General features: G+C 46.7%; 13 protein-coding genes. 3 read left to right on the forward strand and 10 right to left on the reverse strand.

All coding sequences use genetic code 11. From position 1 onward, the window contains the following. Window positions 1-20: 20 nt before the first annotated feature. From QLH52_RS04070 to QLH52_RS04090, 5 genes are all read right to left on the reverse strand, one after another. On the reverse strand, window positions 21-9,272 hold the full coding sequence (locus QLH52_RS04070; RefSeq protein WP_319960623.1) for an RNaseH domain-containing protein: 9,252 nt from the start codon (window positions 9,270-9,272) through the stop codon (window positions 21-23). Further along, window positions 9,269-12,598, reverse strand: a complete 3,330-nt coding sequence (locus QLH52_RS04075) for a hypothetical protein (protein ID WP_319960624.1) — start codon at window positions 12,596-12,598, stop codon at window positions 9,269-9,271. Before QLH52_RS04075 ends, QLH52_RS04070 begins: the two co-directional genes overlap by 4 nt. Continuing rightward, on the reverse strand, window positions 12,591-13,697 hold the full coding sequence (locus QLH52_RS04080; RefSeq protein WP_319960625.1) for a restriction endonuclease-related protein: 1,107 nt from the start codon (window positions 13,695-13,697) through the stop codon (window positions 12,591-12,593). Before QLH52_RS04080 ends, QLH52_RS04075 begins: the two co-directional genes overlap by 8 nt. 81 nt (window positions 13,698-13,778) lie before the next feature. Next, window positions 13,779-13,949: a hypothetical protein gene (locus QLH52_RS04085; protein ID WP_319960626.1), complete on the reverse strand. Its 171-nt coding sequence runs from the start codon at window positions 13,947-13,949 to the stop codon at window positions 13,779-13,781. A 28-nt stretch (window positions 13,950-13,977) separates the two neighbouring features. Next, window positions 13,978-15,495, reverse strand: coding sequence for a sigma-54 interaction domain-containing protein (locus tag QLH52_RS04090; RefSeq protein WP_319960627.1), 1,518 nt, complete (start codon window positions 15,493-15,495; stop codon window positions 13,978-13,980). A 112-nt stretch (window positions 15,496-15,607) separates the two neighbouring features. Between QLH52_RS04090 and QLH52_RS04095 the strand changes: the two genes are divergently transcribed. Beyond that, window positions 15,608-15,763 (forward strand): hypothetical protein, encoded by a 156-nt coding sequence (locus QLH52_RS04095; protein WP_319960628.1) that lies wholly within the window; start codon window positions 15,608-15,610, stop codon window positions 15,761-15,763. Between the two features lie 193 nt (window positions 15,764-15,956). Here QLH52_RS04095 and QLH52_RS04100 read toward each other — a convergent pair whose 3' ends face one another. Further along, complete coding sequence (locus QLH52_RS04100) at window positions 15,957-17,264, reverse strand: hypothetical protein (RefSeq protein WP_319960629.1); 1,308 nt, start codon at window positions 17,262-17,264, stop codon at window positions 15,957-15,959. A 469-nt stretch (window positions 17,265-17,733) separates the two neighbouring features. On the opposite strand from QLH52_RS04100, the gene QLH52_RS04105 reads away from it, so the two are divergent. Further along, window positions 17,734-18,192 (forward strand): YccF domain-containing protein, encoded by a 459-nt coding sequence (locus QLH52_RS04105; RefSeq protein WP_319960630.1) that lies wholly within the window; start codon window positions 17,734-17,736, stop codon window positions 18,190-18,192. A gap of 121 nt (window positions 18,193-18,313) precedes the next feature. Here the strand turns inward: QLH52_RS04105 and QLH52_RS04110 are convergent, their stop codons facing one another. The 4 genes from QLH52_RS04110 to QLH52_RS04125 all read right to left on the reverse strand — a co-directional run bounded on the left by QLH52_RS04110 (window position 18,314) and on the right by QLH52_RS04125 (window position 21,671). Beyond that, window positions 18,314-19,543, reverse strand: a complete 1,230-nt coding sequence (locus tag QLH52_RS04110; RefSeq protein WP_319960631.1) for an NYN domain-containing protein — start codon at window positions 19,541-19,543, stop codon at window positions 18,314-18,316. A 123-nt stretch (window positions 19,544-19,666) separates the two neighbouring features. Beyond that, on the reverse strand, window positions 19,667-20,038 hold the full coding sequence (locus QLH52_RS04115; RefSeq protein WP_319960632.1) for an H-NS histone family protein: 372 nt from the start codon (window positions 20,036-20,038) through the stop codon (window positions 19,667-19,669). Window positions 20,039-20,469: 431 nt separating this feature from the next. After that, a complete protein-coding gene (locus QLH52_RS04120; RefSeq protein ID WP_319960633.1) occupies window positions 20,470-21,261 on the reverse strand; it encodes a hypothetical protein in 792 nt (263 codons plus the stop codon). Between the two features lie 212 nt (window positions 21,262-21,473). Continuing rightward, complete coding sequence (locus QLH52_RS04125; protein WP_319960634.1) at window positions 21,474-21,671, reverse strand: hypothetical protein; 198 nt, start codon at window positions 21,669-21,671, stop codon at window positions 21,474-21,476. Between the two features lie 318 nt (window positions 21,672-21,989). On the opposite strand from QLH52_RS04125, the gene QLH52_RS04130 reads away from it, so the two are divergent. Then, window positions 21,990-23,765, forward strand: a complete 1,776-nt coding sequence (locus QLH52_RS04130; protein WP_319960635.1) for a hypothetical protein — start codon at window positions 21,990-21,992, stop codon at window positions 23,763-23,765. The last annotated feature ends 334 nt before the right edge of the window (window positions 23,766-24,099 follow it).

Below are 24,099 nucleotides of genomic sequence, written 5' to 3' on the forward strand. Positions count from 1 at the left end.
CCACTTCTCCGTCCCTTAGGTTACAAATCCGCGTAAAGTTTAGGTACAGTCCAAGTATGCTCCGCCCCCTCCTGGATTAAGCCCATCCAGTACAGGAACTGAAACATATCTTCGGTGATGCTAAACTCCATCATGATCTCTTGTAATTCGGCAATGTTGCTGCGATTTACACCATTCATCAAGTCAAGGAAGTCCTTGATGGAATCACCGCGTTCCGCTATCAAAGAAGGTGGTATGCCTATATGTTGATAGAACGAATTGAGGTTAGGAGCTAGTACTTTTCGTCGATTCTCAGGCGCTTTCAATGCTTTTTCTAAGGTTAAATCGGAACACAAGTCATTTACTTCTTTCCCAAAACCACAGGTTGCCATACGAATTGCGGTGATGCCTTCCTGATTCTCAGCTACCTGAATGTTCTCATGCACACGATAGTAGATGGCATCATCAGACCACGGTGGTATAGGCACTACACGCCAAGAGCATTCAACATCGGGGCTGGGGGGGGTGAGCTTACCGGATTCAAGTGCAGCCGTGATTTCCAAAGCCCGCTCAGGATGAGCGAGCAGAATTATCCGAATCCCGTACTTGCTAGCCTTGTTAGCGATGGCTGCATATTCAGGGATTTGATCGACGCGCCAGGCGGCGTTACGCACTGACATAATTTTTTGTGATCGATTCTCCTGGGTGATTCGACGGTTCTTAGCAACCGCATCAGCAAGATTTTGAGGGCTGTTACCAGGCACTGAAACAAAAAAACCATCCTGTAGTTGCCACTCATCTCTCTCCACACGTGCCAAGTCCATGATTCCGCTCAGAGCATTACCAGTAAGGATCAGAAGTTCGCCATCTGAACCGTCCATGTGGTTACGAATCCAGCTCATTGGCATTGGAAAAATCATTTGGGAGTAGCTATTGTTCTTCGTCATCACGATACGGCGCTCGCCCTGGCTGCGGCTTATCTCAGGGGGTTCGCTCGCCAGTTCACTGATGAGTGTCGTAACTCGATCACGATCGCCAACCATCATCGCGATGTTCGGATTGCGCAGAACATAACGGGTACCGTTTTTTTCGACTACATTGAGTTTGCTCATCTCGTCCAGCAGGGCCTCGAAAACTCCCGGACCAGTGTTCTCAAAGTGCCGTCCACAGTAGACCTCACAATATTCACGGATCTCTGAAGTAGTAAGACCGTTATATTGGCCGCTCTCAATCTCCGTATAATACACGTCAGCCAAAATGAGTGCGATTGCCTTGTAGCGTTTGTCTAGATTGAGGTTAAGCTTAAATTTTTCACGGAGCTCAGATAGGAGGTTGTTATCCTTCTCAACGGCATTCAGATCTTCATCGCTAATTTCGATAGGCGGTCTTTTGTCTTGGCGATTGTTCTGTAATCGCTCAACCAACCGTTTACAGTAGAGTTGGACAAATGCAGGGTAAAAGTTGCATACCGATAGAATGCGCAAAGGTAAGTCTTCCGCTCCCTGCCCAAAAATATAACCCATTGCGGCGAGCGGTTTGGTAATCAGTCGGATACCTCGTTGAACGTCGTCCGCGCTGGAGAAAGGTTTCAGCGCAATTGGTTCGGCCTTACCGAAGACAGAGTTCTCATCGTTAGCCATACGGGTCATATTGTGCAAACCAGCAATCACCATCCTGACGTTACAGGTATCTTTAACATTGTCAGTTAACTGAATAAGGCTCCGCACGAAACTATCTTCATTGCTTTTACGGCGTAATTCACAGCCCATAAGGTTATCCGCCTCGTCGATGAGAAGAAATAGTGATTTTAGCTTCGACGATTCAATCAGCTCCTTTTCAATATGTTGTAAGATCGGCTTCCAATGTTTTGGCGTGATGCCTATCGACTGGATGAGCTTTCGATTTAGAAGTGCCCGGTAGATGAACTCCCAAGCTGACATTACGTACTCTCCAGCGGTATCAACTGTATCCATAGATACATAAACTGCTTCTTGCCCAGGTGAATTGCGCGACTCCTGTTCGATTTGGCTCAAGAGAGACGATTTGCCAAGACGTCGCCCCCCATACAGCACGGCAAGTCCTTTAACACCACGTAGACGTGTTAACTCTTCCTGGCGACCGAAGAACATTTCTGTCGGCACCGGTTTGGTGTTGTAATCATCATATGGGTTGGTTGTGAAAGTCAGTATGCCGATCTTGATTAAGATCTGAAGCCGTTCGCTAGGATGTAACGCGGCATATGCTATAAGATTGTCGTCCACTAGGACGACGGGCGAATTACCCGACACTTTCGCTCGTTTCTGCATGCTGAGGTGTGTGCGTGCTAAGACAATTGTCGGGGAACTGCCGATTTCCTGCAAGAGCTGGCGAATATCGTTTTCCTGGGTAACGCCGAAAAGGGCATAGCATTGGGTATTAGAAGACCATGACCCCAATGCAGGGGGTATGAACATAGGATCATCGGCTGTGGTTGTGAATAGAAAGGTTTTGTCGTCCAAAATGAACCGCGCACGTGTCAAACGGGCAGTTTCCGGGCATGGAGTAGGTGGAATGGTGATTCCCATAGCCCGAAACAAACGCTCGGTGAGCTCTGGTTTGGTCATGGGGTTTCGCGTAGTGAAGAACTCCAGCCACGCATTGATGAGTTCGGCGGATTCACTTCGTTGATCGAAATCTAAACTAGCCAGCCAATCCGGATCAACCTCGGGTGATGGATCAGCATTCAGTAGCCCTTTTAATGCCTCCAGAAAGTTCTTCTTGTGACCGACAGCTTTCTTGAGGCTTTCCATGAAAACGTCATATTCATCAGCGATGTTGTTGCTGCTAAGCATTCTGGCAGGCAGTTTGCCACTGTGCCTCAACATGGCTAGCGCATCATGTGCGGTACGCAGGGTAGCAGCATTGCTTGATTCGAGCATGTTTTTGATACGAACTATATCTGTAATTGGTAGCACGCCCTTACGTTCTTCCTCTTCCAACTCTATCTCTAGCCTGTTCTTGGCATCTGATAGCCTGCGTTCTAGTGGTTGTAACACATTACTGCGCAGAGCTGCGCGTGCCTGTGGAAAATCAGGATATATGGCTGATTCGACGTCCGGCATTCCGATCGATCGTTCACTGCAACACAGCATCAACAGCTCCTCAATCAACCATTGCATACGATTTGTTTCCTGCTGCGGCAGGGCGCTAAGGGTCATTGCATGAGCGACTTTTTGTCGTGCTTCCTGAAGTTCCGCAATCAACGCATGACGCTCTATAGCGTACTGCTGTAATGTTGGCACTTTGGGTAGTAAAGGCTTCGGAAGTGTTGATTCGATCAAGAATGCGGGCAGAAACCGCTTCGCGGTGATATGCCCTTGATAAGCATCCACCAGAACCTTGTCTATATCGTCGTCGGAGCTGGGATCCCCAAGGGTCAGGTTCTCTTCTGCCAGGCGTCGGGTCTGTTCGAACACGTTGTCATACGTGCACAACGGAGGGGTTACTTTATCCGGCGGACTCATGGCCGGCATCAGGTCCTTACCGATTGGAAGCTGTATAAGAAACTTCTGTTTGTTATCTGGGATATACGCTGCTGGTTCTCGGGTATCGAAGAGCAGCATGACGCATTCTAAAGCTTTGATTGCCGCGTTCTGATAGAGTGCTTCTAGGTGGGTTCGATTCTTGATCTGTCTGGTTTCCTTGACTGCAGCTATCAGTTTATTGTTCAGTCCATCTAGGAATGCCTGTACGTCGCGAGTTAATTCGGCGCTTTGAGAGTTTCGTTGCCTCACATGGTAAAGGTATGACTCCACGAATTTTTCAGTGATTTCTATGTTTTCGATGGCACGAACGCGATAAAGACCGTCGGGTTTTGACTTCTCACCGACTTTCTTGTAGAGCTCGTCCACCGTCTGGGCGGGTTTTTCGAATTTGCGCTTAGCCTCCTCATAGGCGCTGGTCACCTTCGCGACGTCCCCTTTACCGATGTATGCAAGGCACTTTCCTATAGGGTTGCTGGGGCTGAACATTTCCTCATGTAACGACATGAAGCCGCGATGGTTGAAAGTCGAATGGATTTCCGGCGCCTGTTTCCAGCTCTCTGCGCGCGTCTGGAAGCGAGCCAGTTCATGCTCGATAGCATTTTTTGCACCTATTCGTGAACGAACGAACAGATCCCGGGTAAGCACAAATCCACGTCGACGGATGAGATCAAGATGTTCCACAAGATCCGATAGTGCAGAATAGTCAACCAGTCGGGCGGAGACGGCATTGCCAATTCGCCATTGCACATCAGACGTGTCAAATAGCATGTTACCGATACTGGCGGCCAGAATGCCCAAGGCAGTGTGTGCTGGATCGGAAATATCTCCTGAAGGCAGTTTCTCCGACACAAGTAACTCATTCAACTTGCTATTTATCTTTCCATCGAAGGAGAACCGACAGTCCATGGAACTGAGTGTCTGTATCAGAGAAGTGAGGATGGCATGATGTACTTGTAATTCTTGATCATCTGTCCCCCCTATCATGTTACCAATGGTGGTCACGTGGACATCAGCCAAGCCGTACAGCCGGCGCGAAACGAGAATGTTCAGAGTATCGATCTCAGATTCCAACGCGGTGGCTCCCATGGAGGATTCTGTGACCAAGCTCTCGGTCATGTCATTGGGATCTGATGGTTCCGTGTCCGTGAAATCCGCAGCTATTGGAATCACCTTCTCGGGCTCCGGGGAAGAGTGGATTTCAAACGTTGCCGGTTCATTTGTCTTGGCCTCAGAGATAGGAAGATCCGAATCGACTGTTCCAGTGACCGAATAAGGCAAAACTTCCAATTGAGGCGATGAGAGCACATCGAGATTAATGGGCTGTAATGGGTCAGACGCAACGAGTTCCAAAATCGGATTGTCGTCGTCAGGCATCGTAGCTATTTCTGGTGTCGACTGGGCTGTGGCATCAAAAGTGGTTTTCGCGGAGGTATCACATTCTACATTCTCCTCAGTAGGGGGATTACCAAGCGCTTCAATATCGAAGCAGAGGCTATCCTGAAGAAGACTGCGAACGCTCTCTGCCCTAGAATAGGCATTTTCGGCGATTTGCTGTTCGATATCTTTCCGCTTTTTCCGCTCTTGTAGGTTAAATGGCACAGGGGAACGCTCGAGCTCGTCCAATTGAGTGAGCAGAGCTGATAAAGTGGCGATCACTTCTTCGATCTTTGATAGTTCATCAATAGCAGCGTCCAGATCTTGTGAGTGGACTTCCAGTAAACTAACTTGGCCAATTTCCAGTAATTCACGCATGCCGTTGATCCGTTCTGCCACAGCCATCTGATGCTCGATAAAACTGTTCATTTTGTCTGCCATAGCTACGGCAGTTGCATATAGCAACTTTTTCTCAGTATGGATTTCAGACAATGCGGCAATCTGTGCCTGAATTTGGGTAAGGGTCTCGTCGAAGTTATTTGAACCTGGTTCGATTTCTTCGATTAGCTGAATGAGCGTTTTTTTGGTTGTCATAGTAAGATCGAATTCCTGTTCTTGTCGGGTTGTCGCTTTTAGCTTGGCTAAAGGTATTTCCTTGACGTTCGAGGTATTTTGATGGAAGCTCTCTTTGTGATCCTGAGGGAAAGGCGTGGGCGGCTCTTCCAATTTTGGCTTGGGGAGATTAAGTCGAACGTCAATATGCCCGCGCTGGTGCTTCTGATCCAACGCTATGTTGATTGCAGAGGCAGTGGCTAAGTAATACTCAAGCGCATGTTCGGTTCTGGGGCCAGGGATCGTATTAATATTCTCAATTACCAATGACAAACGCTTCGGATTGGGCAGCTGTGACTCCATGAAAACAAGCCAGCCCATCAACTCATCATGACGATGGGAGTCTGCCCATTTGGCCATCCTCACAAGCATCTCATCTTCTATTGCGAATGGATTAACCTGTTCCTCCTTAGGATGGTCACTATTGAAGTCCCGCTCAATCAAATCGACCATCGGGGCGAAACTAATTTGCCCGATCTCGCGAGTGGCCATAATGACCGTTGCACAGACTTGGGGGATGCGTAACTTCTCTGCGAGCCAATCGATATAACAATCGACTCGAGGCATGGATACTCCACTTTTTACGTAGCCGAAATCTTTCATCCTATCCCAACTACGCTGTACACGACGTTTAGTGACCGCTCCCATGATCGTGAAAATGCCACGGAGCCTTACCCAATAGGGTAACTCCACCAAGACATCTGCATCTCCATTGAGCATACGCTGGTATAATCGTCTGCTTTGGTAATCATCTCTGTGGCTCATGATGACCGGCATGGTCGTACGCTTCACACGTCTTAGAAGATCGTCACTATCTTCTTGCAAAAGTGTATCGTTTACATCCGACGCGGTTTCGTCCTGTATGGGCATTTCTTCTAGGATGCCTTCGGCTTCCTGTACTACCAATTTCGAATAGTTTGTAGAACCGACATTCTCTTCAAGAACCTCTCCCGATGCAGTATCGCCTATCTCGCCGTCATCGATGTCCTCGGGATAGCGAATCGCGTAATCCTCGATCTTCCGGCGGAAGAAAAGGGGCATCGGTAGTGCGGTCCAGTCATTGTAATGTGCATATCCTAGACGTAATCCCATGGCTAGAATGGCGTACTGCTTCGGATTCACACCTTGAGGGGAAGACATCACTGACACGTCCATAGGAGCAGGCAACGAAGCATCCATCGAAGCGACGTCCAGAATCTTCTGCTCGAACTCGTTCAAGCCTTTTCCCATGCGGCACATCCTCGGCATGGCTCGGTAACAGGAGAAGCCCCTTTTAACCTGGACCGTTTTGGCATAGCCCATTGAAGCGATATAGTGTCCAAAACGGCGATCCTCTGACATGGACTCCTCCGCAATCTGAACAAGGCGCATGTCGGTGGTGACATAAGTGTCCAGATTGATATCACCTGTATCGACCCGCTCCCCGCTAACTTCCTTCCACCCCCTGAAAGCTGTTTTGACCATCGTACGCAAGGAAAGTGTATCGGACCCGCGGCGAAGGCGGATGAAGGTCATGTTCGTGAATTGGGCCAAGTTGGCAGAATCGAGTCGCGGCGAATTGCTGGACCCAAGATCAACGTCGCTGATGCCTCTCCAAAGACTGCGGACACTCTCCCATTCGATGAGCACAATAGCCTTAGGATCACTCTCGGCAATATTCAAGAGAGCTTGGCGGGTGAGATCCGTGAATGCAGCTTTGAGCCAATTCGAGTCACCGTCCTGTAGTCGTCGTTGGCAGCCCATCCAGGAAAGCCCTTTAGCTAGAGGCATCCAGTCTGTGATCTGGTTCCTGGGTCCATCACGGTAGCCAATTCTAACTTCGGTCGTGCCATTATCGACGATAATTCGTGAATACAGCATGAAGTTAACCCCGGTTTGTCCACTGCGTGATTGAGCCCTGGACCTTACCGCTTGTACCCCATAAATTGCATATGGAAACTGCTCGACCGGCAGTAAGCGCCCAATGAACTCCTTGACCCCGAACACCACCCCTGTATGGGCTAGTATCACATCCAGAAGGGCGCTCTGTAGCCTGTGCAGAAAACCTTGTTTGGATTTTGGGTCATCCGGATTTTCGATCGGCAATACATGGTGAACATTGGCTCCAATAGTGGACATAGCATGAATGCCGGCATAGTAATTGACAGCATCTTCAGGCTTATTGCCTACACGGTCCGAAGCACAAATCAGTACGATGATATGGCGCTCTCCACTGACCTTTTTGATCGTATCGGCGGCGGCCTGCCATCGCTTAACTCGTTCATCAAAGCGTTTTCGGGCCGTATATTTAGGTTGATCTAAATCTATACGCAGGCCGTGGGTTTTTTCTGGCAAGGGTTCAGTATTGACTATGATGGAATCGCCAAAAAGCACACCGACTGTTTTCTTAACCAATTCCAACTCGGTTTGGTAATCTGATAGCGCCCAGACAATTGGCATCGTCTCACCGTGTACGCGGTTGAGGGCCTCCATATTCTGTATCCGGTAACATTCAAGCTTTTCCTCGCGAGTGCTGTTATCCTGATCTTCCTCTTCATCTTCGTCGAAATCCTCTTCGGTATCGAAGACCGCTCCAGCTACGCCAAAATCGGATAATTTCAGCATTTCCTGTTTTGGTTTTGCCTGAAAACGGGGGAGCTTTATCTCCATAATGGGAATAGCTTTGCCGTTAACAATGGGATGCAGAAGATTGCTAATGGTATGTAGCAAGGAAATCTCGTCGCCCTCGAAAACAGTCCGAGGAGACACGGATCGATAAAGAGAGGGCAATTCAGGTAAACCTGACCACCAACCAATCTCTGAATTGAAGTCTCGCTGTGCTATAGCCTCGGAAAGAGAGCGAGGCAATTTTTCCTCAGACTCACGCCAAAGAGATGCATATTCCTCACCGAACTCCCACCCAGTCAGCGTTTTTACTACTCTGACCTTGGTAACCGGACGCCCCATAGCCATAACATAAGCTGTTGCCGAGGATACCGAATTGAACAATGCCATTGGGGGCTTCTTTGCCCATACCCGCTTCATTGCGGACACTGACAAATAGATATCCTTGCTATACGGCACGCTGACAACCGTTAGTTTGGCTACCATCGAATACACTTCGTCTCGTCCGGTTCCTTTACGCGGCAGCGTCATCAACTCGACCGCATTACTTCGGTACTCTGGTGATGCGACTAGTTCGCAATAATTATTCTGGTCTAGCTCGTCGAACAGTATTTCACCAGCTAAACGATCACCGATCGAACGCGCTATTAGAGGGTAATTTGGTTGTTGGTTATCTCCAATATAGGGGGCCTGGATAGGAATGAACTCGATTGCAGAGGGGATAACGGCTTCCGTAAGTCTATTGAGAAGGTGACCCAATTTGTTGCGCTCCGCCCAAATTTCAACGTCATCCATAATCCAGCGCTTTACAATCTGAGTTAGAGCCTCGCGTACGACGGGCATGTCCTCTTCTGCGGGCGTGTAAAGTTCGATAGCGCAAGGATATCGACCAATATTGTCAGCAACGATGCCAAGGTTTTTGTCCAAAGAGACAACATTATCCACCTGACTGATTAGCGCTGTTCGCAGGGAAACTACCGGCAAGTTGAGCTTCTTGTCTTTTGCTGCCGATATCAAGTCGCTAAAGGCCTGTTTCATTTCTCCTGCGAACCGCACCTGGGTCAGGTTGACACTACTGGATAACCAATCGGGGGAAATCCGTTGCCCAATAAGCACAGCCTCTCTCTTAGGCTTCTTACCATCAACGCGGGTCCATAACGTTTTAGTTTCTATATTCATGTTCTAGCTGTTATCAGGTTGGAAATTGCGTTCAGGGGCTCCGCAAACGATTGATAGAGGTTGCAATAGCACTCGCGTTTGGCTGGTTCTGAGTGATTGAGGCATTTTTTGAGGATGGATTGCATCATAACCAGCATTGAGGTGCGTTCAGAGTCAGCCAGCCCCCGAGCGGAATTGGGTGCCCAGGCTGCATCAACAAAATATACGAATGCTGGACAGTCACCACGCATCGCGCGACCGATAGTCTGGAGAATGATGATCATCTGATCTGCCACGAATGGCTCTGCGTACTGGCCAAGCGACTGTGCAACCAAGGGCATGCGCAGCAGATACTCAGCCATGTGAACAGCCTCCTTCCTTGCATCCCTCAACTCGATCAACGCTTCCGGGGTATTGGAATATGTCTTTTGATCGAAGATTTCCGATGCACGGCCAACCAGTCCCTGGATCAACTGCAGGCTATCACTACGGGGGTGTGGGCGGGTAAGAAAGAAAAGGGATCCGATCATTGCCTTGTTAATGCGAGGTCCATACTGGAAGACAATGTTCACGCCCCGACCAATGGCATTCATTGGGAAAATCAATAGATCCCAGCTCCGGTCTTTGCCCAGTTGCTCAACCTCTGCCGCAGTCACAGCGTGGTCATTTACAGAACTATGGATGGTTGCGCGGGTGAGATATCGCACGCGTCCCCTCCAGGATGGATGGTTTGCTTGAATATGCGAATATAGAAGCTCACACTGATCGTAGGAGTTCACAACAAATGCTGCTTTGCGGGGCGTACCGTCGACAACATTGTTCTCACTGATAGCTGTGGCCACATCACCGAGTGTTCCGCCGTGCAGTAATTGATTCACCATGGACTTAAGGATTGTCTCGCGCTGGGACATCTTTGCACCGCTGAAACGTAAAGGGACGCCTCCGTTTTGAGGATCCATTTTGGGGAAGAAGGTATAGTGGGAATCCTTCCAGCCATAACCGGCGTTAGGGCGCTGAAGTACGTAATGCGGCCCGGCCGCCACATGGAAACTTGGGCTTTGCTCCAGCATCGAAGTAGCGCTAGTTAACAGCACGGCCATACCGCCAGCGCCGTTCTCTTCACTCAGCCTGATCATACGTTCGGGCAACATCCTCGGTGTGCCAGCAAAACTGACATGTGAAACGTCCACATTGCCTTCCTCACTAATTGTGTAACGCACACCGCTCAATCTGCCGATGAGAGACTCCGGCAGAATCGCCATCTGATCCCTGGATGGTCTGGACTCGAATACGTTGTCGCTGACTAATCCCTCGGAATTCATGAGGCGTAGGTGAGGTGCCAGGCCAAAGTGCTGTAATACTACTAGGGACACTGCCACCAGAAGGCCGCTAAAATAAAAGAAGGTTTCATCGTCCAAAGGGGACGACAGGTTGGGAATTTTGCGCAACGTAGCTGCGAGCTCCTTAACGGCGGCGTCATTACCATCGCGTTCCCAACGCTCAATAGCGAGCAACAACTGCCTATGAAATTCGAGCACCTGATATTGGGGGGCATTTAGTAGCTCTGCAGTCTCCGATATCATGCGGTCAAGATCGACTTCGTCTTCGTCCTCATACATCAGGTCATGCCTGAAAGCCACTCGTTTAACCGCCGCATCCCAAATTCGCTCCAGGGCCTGCCTGGCGTCATGGCGCCGCTGAAAATTACCATCATTCTCGTCCGAGAACATATCGGCAATGATCGAGAGAGAAGTGAGCAGGACATTGGCATTTTCGGCTCGAAATTTCACCGAAAAGTGAGTGATACGCCCGACGAAACGTTCTGTTGCCCGGCCAAAACGTCCCGTCATCTCTAGCAGTGTAGGTAGGGTTTCACCTGCCACAAAAGCATTTCGCCCACCCGCCGCAGGTTGATGTATATCTCTAATTAGAGTGTTCCAGAGAGAGTCCTTATCCCCCACTAGTCTCATAATCGGCGTCCCGCGTACGTCAAGACTGTTTTGCGCGCCATCGCATTCATCTACGACCATAAGGTCGAAGGTGCGGGCAATGAACTCGAAATGCCGTAGATCTATGTCAGAAAACAGTTTCGACACATTCCGGTCTGTGGAAAGGACATGACCAGCCCAAAGCCGGGTATCTATTAACTTGCGCTCGCTGTATTGGTAACCACATACAGACGACAAGGCGCACCTATGTGGACGCGCACGCTTCTGGGGCTTTTCTCTTTGTAGCACTTTCATGCAAGGAGGATTGTTGTGGGGGAAATCGGCCTCCTCGTCGCTGGTGAATCCCGCCAAGGCACAATTCGTCGCGAAGAACTGGGCCACAGACCTTGTTGTGCCAAAGCCCCGATTTTGCCCAGCCATGGCCGTCGCGAAGTTTAGGGCGTGCCTGGTTCGGGAGCTTTCCCCCTGTCCAGACAACAATCCGACTTCGATGTCGTACCGACCTAAAGTTTCTATGAAACCGGTAGCCACCTCTATGGAGGGAAAAAGAAAACAAACCGAATAGCCGTTCCTCGCTAGATAACCTGCCAATAGGTATAGGAGGGTTGTTTTTCCAGACCCTGGAAGGCCGATCAGGTGTTTGAGCCCAGTTAGTTCGATCCCATCTGTTGTGACCAACCCAGATTCAGATGCTTTAAGTAGGATGGCCGTTGGGTTGTCATTGAGATCATGGAGTCTGCGAAACCATGCATCCTCACCAGGATTCTGGCGTCCTGCCTCCAGATCAATGTCATCGAACTGTCTTGCAATCTGGATGAGGCTTTGCCAACGCACAGTGCCGGGAGCACGTCCCAACCTACTGATGTCATATAAAGCTGGTTCAGGCGGAACGAATCCCAGTGACGTAATATAACCACTGTAACCATATTCGTCCTGGACTTCCGCAGACATTGTAGCGTCATGGGTCTTTATGAGCGTTCGTGACCGAATCGGTAGAGGGGTCATAAGCGCCTTTAAAGCCTCTTTGACGTCGTCAGGAACAACGTGTGTCCAGAGTTTCCTGATCAACAGGTTTTCGTCAATAACGAACCGTTGCGCCATTTGGATTTTCGCGTCTTCGTCCCCACGAGATTTACACTCATTTAGTCGGCGGTGGTGATTACGATATCCGTCGACCATCAAGGCCAGTTCGCGAAGCGTAACTGGGGCAAATCCAGCAATCCGGATATTCTTCAAGGCCATGGCGACATCCCCGTCAAGGGTGTGACAAATGCTCTCAAAGCCGGCAAGAAGCGCAGGCATCCTAGTCAGGTGACTCTCGCCCATCATTTCCGTGGCTATAAGACAGAGGAAGTTGATGCGGTCGTGTCCCTTGTAAGGCAATAGCGGCTCACGCATTTGCGGTCCTACTTTTGAAGTTTTTGATAGCTTGGCTGACTGTCAGGCAAATTAGATCGTCCCGGCCCATGGCCGTTCTCAGCCGGTCGAGGTAGGAAGGAGTGGCCGAGACCAACCAGTCAGGCACGACTACCCACTTTTTCCGATAATGAGATAGGCCACCGATATTCCGGTTGAACCTGCGGCCCAAAGTTTCTGGACTGGAATACGCTTTGAGATCGATACCGAGATCATCTACTGCGATATCGACCCTGTCACGGAAAGGATATAATTCGACCGGTAACCCCATCTCGATGAGGGAATCATATAACCGTATTTCATCCAGACCAGGTTCGATCCAGTATTGCCGTATTCCCCTTGTAACACGAACTAACTCGGGCGCAAGAGAGCCAGTCCTAGATTTAGCCGAATTGCTTGCGGTACATGCGATAGTTCTACATACCAGACCAGCTTTTCCTTTTTTCATGGCATTACCGCAGTGCATGCAAATCGGCACGGTGGTATCAATTTGCCAGGATTCAGGCACCGGCTCATAGAACTGCTGCAGGGCCATCCCAATTTGTGAGGGAAGATTAACATTTAGCTTGCTGAATGCTTCGCCCATAACGACAGGATGCCGAACCACAAACTCACGGACTGAGGTGTAATACTGGTCGGCCCTATGCTCGGGAAATCGCGCTAGCAATTCCATGAATTTGAGGAATAGCTGTTCCTCAAGGCCGGTGGTTAGGCCACCAAATCCAATTGCCAGTTCTTCCGCCTCGGCCGTCGGAATACCATCTTCCTCTTGGATCAAGCATGTTGTCTCCAAGCCACAGTTCGTGATCTCCGGTACGCGCAACCATTCTCCTAAAGGGCGGGAACACCACCAAAGTAGGTCGTGGATTTCCGACCCTCTATCGGGTAAACCATTTACAAGGCAAACCCTTGAGATCAATGCCATAGCTTTGCGATCTTCTGGTGACAGGCCAACCGAACAGCCATGTAACTGGGAGCTACCAGAGATCATGTGCCCCTCTATCAGAGAAACGCGTGCCTGTCGAATTACCAGAGCAGCCAGCGCAGGTACTATAAGAGAAGATATGGCTGAGATTGTCATTTCAGCTGCTCACTTGGTTGACATGCGGAAAATTACGCAAAGCCCCACCTGAATCAATATCCTGCTGAGGCATGTGATGGTTTAACAAACGACGGTCACCGAACGTTCGGCAATTTTGCGCAACTTGGTCAGGGCGCTTTGCGGGTTCAGATAGGCATAATGCTCGGCAAAACCCGCCAAGCTGGCCAACTCTGGCCAAACGCTTATTAGGAATTCGAAGTTTTGTGATTGCATGATGTCGATTCTGTCCATGTCTCTTCTGCTGCGAAGAGCGTGCCAATTATTCTTCTATACCCAGCTTGTCCATCCAATTGCTGAGCGTTTGGTAGTGCGGCAATCCTAGCAGTGCAGTGGCTTTTTTCTTATTACCGGCTACTTGCGCCAACGCTTTGGTAATGTATTGTCGCTTGATGTCATCCAGTAAGCCCTGAATATCAAGGCCTGCACCAATCTCCGGCAGTTCGCTTTTCTTGCCGTTGGCCGGTCGGCTAATCATGGCTTCCTTGATATCGAACTCGGTAATGGTATCCGACTCCGCCCAAATCGAAGCGCGCAATAACGTGCCGTGCAATTCTCGAACATTCCCCGGCCAAGCATAGCCGATGATAATGTTTTTTGCTTTTACAGAAATTTTCTTGTTTAGGTAACCCGGTTGATTGGATGCTTCACGATTGATTGATGTCATTAAATAATCCACCAACAACGCGAGATCACCACTGCGCTCTCGTAACGGGGGCAATGTCAAAACGCCAATTGCCACCCGGTAAAACAGGTCTTCGCGAAAACGTCCGTCTGCAATATCTTGGGCAAGATCGCGATTGGTGGCTGCGATCAGCCGCACATCGACTATCTGCACTTTGCTGTCGCCAACCTTGCTGATTTCACCGGATTGCAGTACACGCAGCAATCTCACCTGAGCATCTTCCGGCAGTTCACCAAATTCATCCAAAAATAAGGTGCCGCCGTTGGCTGCTTCGAAATAGCCGATTTTGTTGGTTACTGCACCGGTAAACGAGCCTTTGATATGGCCAAACAACGCTGAATCGATCAAATCTTTGGGAATTGCGCCGCAATTGACGGTGATAAACGGTTTCCCCTTGCGTTGGCTGGTGTTATGAATGGCCTTGGCAAAAAGCTCTTTTCCGGTACCGGATTCACCCATGATCAGTGCCGGAACATCGCGCAGCGCGATTTTTTCGGCTTTCCGAATGACCCGCTGAAAGTCGGGATTCTGAGTAATGATGTCTGAAAATGCTGCTGACGTCGGAGCATGATCCAGGGCAAGCTCACTGAGCTTTTGATCGGCACGCTTAACGATTCGAGGAACGAACTCGGCGGATATATCAAATGGGATGGTGACGAACTCCCCACCATTTCCCTTAGTCGATTGCACAAACCGCGTGTTGTACTTAGTTTTACCTAACAGAATAGATACTGCTGTCATCGATGGTGTTCCGGGCGAAAGATGGATGCTGATATCCAGGCGAGGATTTTCAGAGATCATTTTTTGCAGATAGCCATCTACCGCTTGGTGTATGTCGCCGAAATCGATCGGGGAACGCAGAGAGCATGGAATCGACAGGATTTTTATAGTATTGATCTGAGTTAGCCAATCAAGATAGGCAGCGACTTTTTGTGGAGCTTGATTGTGCAATAAATGCAGTTCGTCAAAGCTGAGAGTTTTTAAGGCCCCGAGTATTGGCCCATCACCAATAGGTTCTTCGGCATTGTTAGGCAACAATCCAGCAGCCTTCAAATCGGCAATTCCCAACCAAGACAACAAAATCTGCTTGCTCATTAACATCTCTCGCATCGTGCTAAGAAGAGCTATCAAAAATAGCTGATGGCCAATCCTACCACTTGGTCAGTAAATTTATTTGTTAAGCAATAATAATATTTATGTGCGCTAATTGATTCATATCTCCGCAAACGAGGGTATCATCAACCTTTACGCGCATTATTTAGGCTTATGCCAATTGGTAGATGACGGCAGCATTACCGAACAGGCGGCAAGCGTTTTATGGTTAGAACAACGTAACAGCCTGATTGAAAAGCGCAAGAAATGAGTGGTTACAATTCACAGCATCGATTAGGCGAAACCCGATAGCAGACACCTACAGGCTACATGCTTCACCTTGCCTGGCAGAGCAACTACGGCCATTTTCAGACAATCAAGATTTGAAATGTATGGCCGCTGCATGTACAAACTGATCATCCATATCGGTGGAACTGAGCGCTACCCCATCCATAGGAATGACTTTAACTATCGGGCTTTTCGCCAACAATGGCGAGACGCCATGATTCAAGATATTCCAATTTTTTTAATTTTGGCTGACCGGCAAAGTTATCGAGAACATCATTCTCTCTGATTGGTGGTAGCGACACAACAGACTGGAATTCTTCATTAGTAAGCGCCTCGAGTAGAGATTTAAAATTTCCAGCATCGAAATTAATTGCGAGACTTTCTATTAGCAGCAATGTTAGACGTTGCTTGCTAATCTCGCGAGCCTTAGTAATCAAAAGATCAATTATGAGTCTCCCTTTCTCACTCTTAGATAAGTTTGCATAGGGTAAAAATTCAGCTCTTGGTGACATCTTAAAAAGTAGCTTGTAGTAAGGACTTCCATCTTCCTTATGCTTTGGGCTAGCAATGTCATTTGTTTCATCCCATTCTTCTGCATGCTCAAATTTTATTTCCCCAGGGATGATGGTTTTTGTCCCAATACTTGCCAATGCAAAAAGAGCGCTTTTATCAACATTAAGTACTCTCATCATGAGATCGATGTCATCCTCAGATTTGAGTTTATGGCTGTCGCTCTCCGAGCAGAATACGATCTCTAAATCACCAGGTGGAAGAATATATAAAATAGAACTTTCTAGCCTTGTTAATTTTTGACCCGTGATCATCAGATTTAATTCTTTACTCAAGGTGTCAACTGTTGAATATATAATTTTTGCGCAAAAGGTTGCTGGATGATATTTTCCATCTGCACCTTTTGTTTTTGTTCCATTAAACCGATCAGAATATTTAGATTGGCTGATTGCTGCGGCTGCCTCCAAGAGTGCGGTCTTACCGCAACAACTTTTTCCCCACATTATTGTGTTGCGAGAAAGAGTTAGCTTTGGTAATGGGCTCAAACTTAGAAACGAGGTAAATTCAATGGATTCAACCCAGCCTAGTGGGGATGGGCTATCGTTCATTTGTTTTCGTGTACGTGCTTCTGCGAGGGCTTTCCACGCAAATAGGACTTCTGCAGGATAGTCAAAACCGCTGGCTTTATCGATTAGGGACGCATGATATTGACAACACCAGATCCCATTACACTCACTGCCAATAAATTCTGCATCTTTTCCGCCCCATCCCCTAGGACCATTCTTTGATGCACTATGTATGTGGCAGGCAACCCCCATATTAACAGCACCTTCACGTTCGTAAAAGGGGCCCATTGTTGGGTTTTTGCATCTAGGAACTGAACACCTTCCACCTGCTTGCTTGTAAAGTAGCTCAGGAACTCCAAACTTAAAATCTATGCGTTTATCATCGTGTTCTTGACTATTCTTGCTCATTTTTTGTAAAGAATTATTTAAAATGGAGAGGCGACTTACCGAACCACACTCGACCTAGCAATTAGTCATACATTGTGCAATTCACTACCAGCCTTAACCTTAGCGGTCAATGTTCAGATCAGTAAGTGGTCATCAAAAGCCTTTAATTTAATATCATGATGAACGTTAAGTATATTTCAGCAATCGATTCTCGTTTCTCCACCACACTCTTTGGATCAAAAGAATTATATATATTGGAATATTTATTTCGACAAATGCACCTCTATATTCTATTTCATCCGTGAATTGATTTTTTCTCTCCTTGTATAATTGACGCAAAGTAATAGTGACCGCCATCAGGCCAATTGCATCAGATTGGACGATAGTATGCAACGGGTCGCTTCCAGGCAGTAAAGGTTAATACATTCCAAGATGGCGCATTGCATTGTAAGATCAAGTCCAGGTTTTATTACATCAGTGAGCTACAGGCATGAGAACAATCGGCAACTTCTTCTGGTTCGTACTAGGCGGTGCGTTTATGGGGCTCGCTTGGTGGTTCGCTGGTATCGTAGCGTTTTTGACCATTGTTGGCATCCCTTGGGCCAAAGCGTGTTTTATCATAGGACAGTTTTCATTTTTTCCGTTTGGTCAGGAAGCAATAAGTCGTCGCGAATTGAACCAACACGATGACATTGGCACAGGCGCATTTGGATTTATCGGCAACCTGATTTGGTTTGTATTTGCTGGCTTATGGTTAGCAATTGGTCACATCATTTCCGCTGTCATCAATTTTTCTACGATCATCGGCATTCCTTTTGGTATTCAGCATCTCAAGCTCGCAGTGATTGCGCTTGCACCCATTGGGCAAACAATCGTGACGACAGAAGTTGCTGATGCTGCACGACGCGCAAATGCTGAGAGTTGGGTAGATGATAAGCGTCGTCGTTAGTTGTGCTCCCAGAGCTAGCTTGCCGACCGCTACTTTATCCCCTGAGCAATCGATGTAGAGCGGTGTGGTGCGTTTTCCGCTTGTTCCGCGCATTCCTCATCTCAAAATATGAGTCACTGGGTTATTTTTCACCTATTAGCTTCTTGATTGTGTCCTTGCTGATGGCCGAGAGAGTAATTTTCTTTATTTCCTTGGACTTCAATTCCAAGGCATTCGCCTTTTTTAGCTCTAGCAATTTTGCAATCACCAATTTATCCGACTTTAATAAAAAATCCTTGAGCGCAATCTTCCTAACCCGTACTGCATCAATACCGCCTTTAGCCTTTTCGGTATGAACCAAATCCATTCTGATAAATAATGAAAAGGCTTTATTGATTGTCGTTTTCGTGATGCTGGAATCTACTTGATGACAGATGGCAAAGATAGCCTCTCTTAGTGCAGCGGGATCAGAATGGACGTCCTTTACTGCAACGGCATGTTTATAAATTGTTTTGAGAATATCGGCTTTGTCTGGAAAAGCATTGTGCTTTTTCAGCAAGTTTTTATACGTTTCCGCCAATGACGGATTGGTAATCTTTGGCTCAGTGGTTTTCAGATTATCAGCTAACTGTGCAAAGTTAATCGTACCCTTTTTCGTCAACTGAACCCCTTCAATGGTTTTTACAAAATCGGTAAAATTTTTAAAACCGTAATGCCCTTCATCAAAGTCTCGGGCTTTCTGCTTAAGGGTATTTTTAATCTGGCAGATATTGATAGGTTCAGCCGCAGATTTTAATTGAGCAATGACCATCGATACTGCTTGGGACTGTGTTAGCGAAGGCTTGGTGGTGTCAGTCACTTTCGAGTTGACGACAACGGGTTTTACAACTGTAGCGTTAGGGACAGTTAGCGTATCTATCACTTCGTCGGTATAGATGAATCGACTGCAAGAAGTTTTAACGCATTCACTCAGGGTTGAGTGCTGCCCAACACCAATGACCTCTTTATCCATTTCCCGTAAACGCCTGAACACCGGCGTAAAATCTGAATCACCAGTGACCAGTACAAAGTAATTGATGTTGGGTAATTGCCAGGCACATTCAATCACATCAACCGTCATCTGGATGTCGGCAGTGTTCTTACCAGTAACCGGATGGTAGCAATGGATCAATTCAAACCCATGCTGATTTATTGTCGATTGGTGCATCGCTAACGCAGGACGACTCCAAACCCCATAGGCCCGGCGAATAATGATCTGTCCGATTTGTTGCAGTTCACTGATCAATAATGAAATGCCATCATGCTTGATCCAATTGGTCACATTTTCGGCGTCAACAAAAACAGCAATACGGTTAGCTTTGGTCAATGTCATTTTACGTGCGCAAGTCAATAATGACTTTCAGATGAAATGAGGGGCGCTGATTGGCCTTCAACAATCAGGCAATGCAGAAGCGTGAATATCAACCGACGATTCACGCTTCATCGAGGGGGTAGTTTAGTTGTTGATTAAGAATTCGTCTTTGCTACGTCCTTCACTTAATAAGGCTTTCATCCATTTAGGCACCAGACCGCGTCCGGTCCACGTTTCCGGACCATTGGGATTGCGGTATTTTGCCGATACGGATGAAACTGTACGCTTAGAGGCCTTTTTATCGCCTTCGAGAATTTCCACGGTCACACCAATAGAGGCAGCCAGTTCTTTTATCTGGGCGATGGTGTCTTTACGCTTGCTATTTTGTTTTGCCGATAATTGGGCTTGCGCTTGGGCAATGATGGCGGTTAGTTCTTCTGGGCTTTTGGTATCGAGATCAATCATATCTGTATGTTTGGTGATAATGGTTAATGGCACTTTTAATTTACCCTGCACTAGGCTAATCGAGATGCGAAGTGACAGGTGTTTTAAATCGTTTACAGTAATTTAAGTTCAAGTATACATCAAGTATTTTCCGGTGAATAAACGATAAGAAGTGTAATTTCTTTAGGCACACATTAGAATGCAAGCAATCTAGCATTGTTTCTGGCAGAAACAGAAATTTAATGTTTAACTTTCTATATAATTATTTTATATAGTCTTTTAAACATTTAAAATCTGGCTCCTTAGCGAGTCGAGTTATCCGGTGGATAAACATTATTGTCCGAGGACAATTCGGTGAAAAATAACATATTGTCACCATTAGCATTGTTAGCAAACGCATTTTATTATAAGAAACACACCCAAGCAGAACGCCATCATCGTGTTACACAGGAATTTATACTGGCTCGATGGGGTCAAGCCGAGCGAATAGATTGGCGGTAATTTCAAATCACTAACGATTCCAAATGCTTGAAATACCGTACTAGCAACTCCTCGACATTATCTTCCTGCCACTGGATAACGACCGGCAAATAGTCATCCAAATCTTGATGGTCTTTGATCTTAATCAGCAGATCAATCCACGCCATCGGCAAGGTGTGACGCTGATTGAGTACTTCGAGCCGGTCCAAAGCCATGAGTGCTCGTATTTGTCCAAACTCATGCTGACAAAACACCGGATTCTGAATTTTGCCTAACACGGTTAAGGCTGCTTGGGTCGCGGGTAATCCGCAAGCAGTCAGTAACACTAATGCGTATGAAGACAGATTTGCGTGATCCGATGTCGATGGCTGACAGTACGCCAATAACTGCGCCGGCGACCATCGCTGCTCTTGGGCGACGCTTAATAACAGCCAGAGCAAGGTCGGCTGTTGCTCAAACAGCTCGCATAATGCGGGATAGCGGCTAATCAATGCCAACAGCGTCAACCGCTGCCCCCGATAACGCATCAACAGCGCCATGATCGATGGCGGCAACGTGGCCACCCAAGGCTTAAGGAAAGGATGATCGAAACCGTCGCCAATCAGCCAGTCATCGGTTAACAACGGCGGCTGGAAAAGAATTTGCCCATCGCGAACAATCCACCACTCCACCCCGCGTTCCCAGCCCGTCAGAACCAACCGGTCATGACGCTGAAAAACCGGCTGCAAATCGATGTGTAACTGTTGCTGATCGCCATGCCATTGAGCGGTCGAAACCACAAATAACTGCGGTAGCTGTTGCAGATAACGGTCCATTTAGCACACTCCTTCCAAGACGTGAAAAGACTAGCACCACAAATGAGCAGCAATCCGAGCCTCCCCGTTTAAGTTCGTCACGATTTAGCATTTCAGTTCACTGAGCCACCACATGCAATTATTCGGAGGAGGCCATAAATAGCGGAAAATCCAAAAATGAAATCAAAAAGAAGGTGAATAAAACCGCACATCAAAGTGTTTTTCATACATTATCAAATGCTTGTGATGTATCCAACAGGAATCATCTCCAGAGACTGAACAAATTGACAATCGCGACGAGGCCAAAAAACTGGCATTGCATTTTCTTTGTTGTACTCAGGACTAACACTGAAAACAGCTTCACTCTCAGGTGAACAAAATAATTCTTGAACAACGCCTTGCTCAGCTTGCCATTGCTTATTGAGTTGCACGTCCAGTCGAGCTATCTCATTACCCCATCCGCTCATCACTGGTTATCAATCCACCTCGCTGCAGGTATTTAAGTTTAGTAATAGATAAAAAGTACTTTTTAAGAATGGTCTACAAACCCCGTAGACAGTTTGAAATTAACTACAAAAATCATAAAAAATACTTTTAATAATCAAAGGTTTTTAATGCCTAATAATAACCTGTTTAATCTAAAGGTCCGGCACGGTTCGTTTGCGAATCATACTGGCAAAGGCGCGTAGTTGATTGATTAAACAAGCGCGCCGTCTCATTAGAACTTAATTATGATAGAGGTAGCTCACATGTCAAAAAATAATAGTACCAGTACAAAAGAAGTTAACGAGTTTAAAATTGAAGACGGTAAGTTATGTGATAGTAATGCATCGGGTATTCAGCCACTTTGTAACTTTGTCGCCGAAATTACTCAGGACATATCAGTCATTGATATAGATGGAGTAATTACACATAGTTACAGAATAAGCGGCATTAACTGCCTAGGAGTTGTATTACCAACAGTTGAAGTCCGGGCAGTGGATTTTGAAAAAATGGATTGGCCTGAAAATTCTTGGGGGCTAGATGCCGATATTGAGAACTTGAGAGGCATTAAATCAAAGCTTGCAAAAGCCATAAAAATGAATAGTAAAAATGTACAGAAGTTCAGTGTCTATGGGTTTTCCGGATTTGTCAAAATTGAAGAAGAGTTGGGCTATGTTACGACGTCTGGCTGTATATTTGCAGATCGGTTTGATACTTCAATAAAGGCATATGTGCCAGGAGCACTCGTTCAATATTCTGTTTCCAATGATTACGGTGGGGATTTCGATCTAAAAGAAAACATATTAGAAATTTTACATAAAACAGATTGTTACAAAAATAACAAAAGTGTTTCAGTTGTAATTAAAGGATTCATTTTTAGGTCCGTATTAAGTTATCTAAATCCACTTGAACTGAGTTTGTTTATGGTTGGTGGGACGGGGGCTTATAAAACCACTGCAGCGATGAACTTTCAATCATTTTTTGGCAGAGGATTCTGTGATAGCGGAGCACCTGCGACCTTCAATGATACGGGAATGGCAATCGAGTCCAAGCGAAAATCTATCCAACACGGGATTATGGTTGCAGACGATTTCGTTACTACAGTTGAGAACAAAAAAAACGAGGATGCAGCCAAAGCCGATACATTCTTTAGAGGTGTTGCGAGCAAAACTTCACGAGATCGGTGCTCGGCAAATGGCCAGCTAATTCAAACTCAATATGGTGGGGCGTCGATATTAGCAACCGGAGAACATGTTCCAGAAGGTGTATTGCAATCACTCAACGAAAGAATTACTTTTCTTGCCATTGAACGGTCCGATGTTGACATAGAAACCCTAACTCGAATGAGCGAAAATGCAAAAGCAGGTGATTTCGAGGTGTTAATGTTTTACTTTATTCAATATATCATTAAACACGAGGATAAAATAAAAGAAGAAATAAATAAAAAATCGAATAATTTTAGAGATAGGTTAAAAAAGGATACTAACAACACATTTCATCCTCGACGATATAATAATGCGGCATCGCTGCTCGTCGGATTATATTATTTTGTTAGATTTGCTCTACATCATAAGGTCATTCATAAAAAGCAGGCCAATAAAATATTCCGGGAATATCTGGAGTTAATTGGTCAAGTAATGTTAGAACAAGAACGCATATTAAACTCAAACTCGGCTCACACACAGTTGTGCGATTTCATTTTAAAAGGCCTGAAAACAAATAAGTTTCATCTTGAGACATATCAAAAAGTCGAGAATAAATGCGAAACTGATTCATTGTGCATTGGGTGGTACGACGAGAAAAAAAGCGCAGTTTATATTAAGAGCGAAGCTGCCGTACTGAACAAGATGTGCAAGTCAGTACCCGAAAATTTAAAGAAAATTCTCCTGGTTAATAGCGCTTCGTTCTGGCGTTCCATTCTACAAGAGAACGGCCTGGTGAAAACAGACCCTAATAAGACCACAATTAGGCGAAAACCTGTATTAAACGGCGATTCTCAACGAGTGTACTACTTGGATATTGAACTAGATAGCGCGTTATAATTAGCTCGTATGCTACCCGGAATGTTCGGAATGTTCGGAATATTCCGGGTGTAGCAATTTATATAAATTTGTAACTGTTTGGGGACTAACAGCGCGTTAGGCGCACATTTAGAATTGGATATTAGAGTTCAGAATTGATGGTTAGCGTGGGATAGCGTTTAGTCCTAGTTCAACCGGTGGAGGTGGATAGGTCATCCTTCGCCTTCTCTGGATGTCCTTTTAGATGGGTCATTCAGGTCGGCGAACTATGACTGATCCAGTTCATCCTCTCTATATTGCTGGCTTAATTCAAAATACAGCCCCAATTCTGCCCAGTCGCATTCGACTATGTTGT

The sequence above is a fragment of the Methylomonas defluvii genome, from assembly GCF_033949435.1.
Taxonomy (GTDB): Bacteria; Pseudomonadota; Gammaproteobacteria; order Methylococcales; family Methylomonadaceae; genus Methylomonas; species Methylomonas defluvii.